Origin of the sequence: Nocardiopsis sp. TNDT3 (assembly GCF_003427465.1) — a bacterium.
Classification (GTDB): Bacteria; Actinomycetota; Actinomycetes; order Streptosporangiales; family Streptosporangiaceae; genus Nocardiopsis; species Nocardiopsis dassonvillei.
On the sequence record NZ_QPFC01000959.1, the window covers coordinates 1 to 3,709 of the forward strand.

Annotated in this window: 4 protein-coding genes; 3 read left to right on the plus strand and 1 reads right to left on the minus strand. The window is 73.8% G+C overall.

Annotated features, from left to right (window positions below; translation table 11 throughout):
* Nucleotides 1–60 precede the first annotated feature (60 nt).
* Entirely contained in the window at nucleotides 61–954 is an 894-nt protein-coding gene (locus tag DQW06_RS22235) for a CPBP family intramembrane glutamic endopeptidase (protein ID WP_117199238.1), read from the minus strand.
* A 51-nt stretch (nucleotides 955–1,005) separates the two neighbouring features.
* On the opposite strand from DQW06_RS22235, the gene DQW06_RS22240 reads away from it, so the two are divergent.
* The 3 genes from DQW06_RS22240 (at nucleotide 1,006) to DQW06_RS22250 (ending at nucleotide 3,562) form a co-directional block, all read left to right on the plus strand.
* A complete protein-coding gene (locus DQW06_RS22240; RefSeq protein WP_094805391.1) occupies nucleotides 1,006–1,677 on the plus strand; it encodes a TetR/AcrR family transcriptional regulator C-terminal domain-containing protein in 672 nt (223 codons plus the stop codon).
* 224 nt (nucleotides 1,678–1,901) lie between these two features.
* Nucleotides 1,902–2,444, plus strand: coding sequence for a dihydrofolate reductase family protein (locus tag DQW06_RS22245; protein WP_117199239.1), 543 nt, complete (start codon nucleotides 1,902–1,904; stop codon nucleotides 2,442–2,444).
* Between the two features lie 209 nt (nucleotides 2,445–2,653).
* Entirely contained in the window at nucleotides 2,654–3,562 is a 909-nt protein-coding gene (locus DQW06_RS22250; RefSeq protein ID WP_117199240.1) for a MerR family transcriptional regulator, read from the plus strand.
* Nucleotides 3,563–3,709: the final 147 nt, after the last annotated feature.

A 3,709-nucleotide genomic window follows, 5' to 3' on the forward strand; every position in this document is an offset into this window, starting at 1 on the left:
TCGGCGGCCCCGGGCGGCGTTCGTCCGGGTTCCTGAGGTGCGCTGGGACTCCCGTCGGCGCTAACCCCGGGCGCTGTCGGAACGGCGCAGCCCCAGGCGGCCGCGGGTGCAGACCGCGAGGAGCACCGCGAGCAGGGCGACCATGGCGACCTCGGGCGCGCTCGCCGGATCACCCACGGCCACCGCCTTGACGCCCGAGACGACGTTGATCGCGGCGTGGGTGATGATCGCGGCGACCACACCGCCGCGGGCGGAGTTGAAGACGTGGCCGAGGACCACCGTGAACCCGACGCAGAGCAGGGCGTAGGCGGGGAAGTACATCTGCGCCTGGAGCGTGCCGGGCATGGCGAACAGGGGGGCGTGCCACATCGCCCAGACCGCGCCGAGCAGCACGTTCGCGGCCAGCGGGGAGAGGATGCCCTGGAGGCGGGGCAGCGCGAAGCCCCGCCACCCCAGCTCCTCGTTGCCGCCGCCGACCAGCGCGATGACCAGGAACTGGACGGGCAGGGTCGGCAGCGCCGCCCACAGCTGGGCCTCGTCCAGGGTCGACTGGCCCAGGTACACCTGGATCGCGGCGGAGCCCGCGAGGGCCAGGACCACCAGCACGGTGATCAGGTAGGGCATGACGCCGCCCCTGCGCCGGAGGGAGTGGCGCCGGAAGAGCGCGCCCACGCCCTTGCGGCCCTGGGTGGCCGCGGTGACGACGGCCGCGGCCACCATCGGCCCGAAGCTGCCGACGATCACGGCGGGCATCGGGTCGGCGCCGCCGAGCAGGCGCGTGCCGAGCCACCAGGCGGTCCAGGAGAAGGCGAAGGCGATCACGAGGAAGGCGGTGAGGCCGCGGGGGTCGGTGACCGTCGTGCGGGACCGGTCGGGGGCCTCGGCGTGGAACTCGGAGGGGGCGCAGGTCTGGGGGCTCGTGAGGGAGCTGTCGGTAGCCATGCCGAGAAACATACACTGTTGGAGAGAAACCTACAACGTAGGATTCCCAGTATCCTGTTGGACATGGCAACCTCAGGATCCGACCAGCAGTTCGACAGCGTCTTCCACCGCCCGCAGCGCCGACGCCGGTCCCAGCCCGCCCTCAGCCGCGAACGCATCGTCGCCGCGACCATCGACCTGCTCGACCGCGAGGGGGCGTCCGCGCTGACCATGCGCAAGGTCGCCGCCGAACTCGGGGTGCACGCCACCAGCCTGTACTGGTACGTGGAACGCCGGGAGGACCTGGTGGACCTGGCCGTGGACGAGATCCTGGCCGGGGCCGCCTCCGTGCCGCCGCCCCCGGACGCCCCCTGGGACGAGGCGCTCAAGGAGACCGCCCTGCGGTTCTACGCGGCCCTGACCGCGCACACCTGGGCGGCCGAGTTCGCGGGCTCCCGGCCGCTGATCGGCCCGAACGCCGTCGCCCTGTCGAGGCGCATCATCGAGGCGCTGGGGGAGTACGGCGGGGACGGGGAGGCGCAGGCGGTCGCCATCCGGGCGGTGTCGAACCAGATCCTCGGCGCGGCCACCTCCGCCGTCGCCATGCGCGCGATGAAGTCCGACCGCGAACAGGAGCACGAGGAGGCCGTCGCCGCCGCGGTCTCGGAGGCGGACGCCCTGGCCGTGGAGAACACCTACTTCGACCAGACGCTGGACCTGATCCTGGCGGGCATCAGGGCGCGGCGCGGGTCCTAGCGCGGTGGCCGCGGACGGCCGCCGGGCCGGTCACGCGGCCCGGGACCGGGGACGCCCCGGCGTGCCGTCCGCTCCGTACCCGGGCGCGTCCCCGACGCCGCGCGGCCGGACGCCGGCCGTTCGCGTCGGACCGCCGCGGACACGCGTGCGGCTTCCGCCCTCGCCCCTCCCGCCGCCCGGGCTAGGATTCGGCTCCGGGCCGCCGGAATCCTGGGAGAAGGCGCATGAGTGACGTGGGCATCGGCACCGGCAGAGTGGTCGTGAACAGGGCGATGTCACTGGACGGCTTCATCGCCGGTCCCGGCCACGCGATGGACTGGATCTCGGAGTACCTGACCGCGGACGCGGTCCCGGAGGTCATGGCTGCCACGGGCGCCATGCTCGTCGGCCGCGGCACCTACGAGGTCGCCAAACGCATGCCCGACCAGGGCACCGCCTACGACGGGGGACCGCAGTTCGTCCTCACCCACGAGCCCCCCGACGAGCCGGACCCCACCGTCACCTTCCTCACCTGCGGACTTGAGGAGGCCGTCGCCACGGCACGCGGCGCCGCGGGCGACAGGAACCTGGAGATCCTCGGCGCGGACGTGGCCGCCCAGTGCCTGCGGCGCGGGCTCGTCGACGAGATCCTGGTGTACGTCCTGCCGGTGCTGCTCGGCGACGGCGTCCGCTTCACGCCCCCGGGCCTCGGCAGGATCGATCTGGAGCCTTTCGGCAACACCCAGTCCGGCGCCGTCACGACGCTGCGCTTCCGCGTGCGGAAGTAGGCGCGGCTCTTCGACAGCTGGGCCCTGTTCCGGGTTCGGGCTCCCGTGCGCGCCCCGCACGGTGGTGACCGAACGGCCCCGCGCTCGTCACGGAGGAGGGGCGTGTTCCCCGGCACCGGCGCGGGGCGGTGCGCGGGGTTGCACCTTCCGTAGCGGCATGTGGTCTGGTGGACCCACGTCCCGGTCCCCTGAGGAAAGCCACCCTGCTCATGCCCCTGTCCTTCACGCCGCCCCGCCGGGTCAAGATCGGCGACGCGGCGGCCTTCGTCGGCAGCACGCCGCGGGCGATCCGCCACTACCACGAGATCGGCCTGCTCCCCGAGCCCGAGCGGGGCGTCGACGGCCGCCGCCGCTACGGGTACGAGGACATGATCCGCCTGCTGTGGATCCGCAGGATGGCCGACGCCGGGATCGCCCTGGACGACATCCGCGACTCCTTCACCACCGGCACGGCTTCCGCCGACGCCGACGCCGTCGGCGCAGACGGTATCGCGGGCATCCTGGAGCGGTTGGAGGAGAGCCTCGCCGATCAGGAGTCGGAACTGCGGCGGCAGCGGGCCGCCGTGCGGCGGATGCGCACCGAAGGCAGCCGTATGGGCCTGCTCTCCGACTTCGTCACCCAGCGCCTCAAGAGCCTGCCCGAGGGCTCCCTGCGGCAGGCGGACCTGGACGATCTGCTGGTCACCGAGCGGGTCTTCGGCCCGCTCGGCGCGGCCGTCCGGGCCGGCCGCTTCATCGCCCTGGCCACGCGTCCCGCTCTGCGGGAGGAGTCCGACCGCCTCGATGACGCCGAGGAGGCGCTCGACGACAGCGTCGCCGTCGATGATCCGCGGGTGGCCCGGGTGGCCGCCGAACGGCACGCCTTCGAAAGCACCCTGCACGCCGTCATCGAGGAGTCGGGCCTGGGGGAGGAGGACGACGCCCTCTTCGACGCCTGGGACGCTCTGCACCCCGCTCCCGCCGATGACGAGGCCGACCCCGGCTCCGGCAGTCGGGAGCCGGGCTCCATGAGCGCGTTCGAAGCCTTCGGCAAGATGCCCTACGACTTCTCCCCGGCCCGGCAGCGCTGTATGGAACTGGCCGGGGAACTGTCCGCCCGGGACTCACCCGCCGCCTGAGGCACGGCCCGGACGCCGGTCCGGGGGTGGAGAGGGCCCGCGACCGCGCCCGGCAAGGGGCCACCACCGGTTCTGGGCCGCCCGCCGGGACCGGGGGAACGCGGCCCGCCCGGGCCCGGCGGCGGCGTCGCGGACGCCGTGCGATCC

Coding starts and splice junctions, on each gene's coding strand:
- DQW06_RS22235 (WP_117199238.1), bottom strand. CDS start 954: ATGTTTCTCGGCATGGCTACCGACAGCTCCCTCACGAGCCCCCAGACC.
- DQW06_RS22240 (WP_094805391.1), top strand. CDS start 1,006: ATGGCAACCTCAGGATCCGACCAGCAGTTCGACAGCGTCTTCCACCGC.
- DQW06_RS22245 (WP_117199239.1), top strand. CDS start 1,902: ATGAGTGACGTGGGCATCGGCACCGGCAGAGTGGTCGTGAACAGGGCG.
- DQW06_RS22250 (WP_117199240.1), top strand. CDS start 2,654: ATGCCCCTGTCCTTCACGCCGCCCCGCCGGGTCAAGATCGGCGACGCG.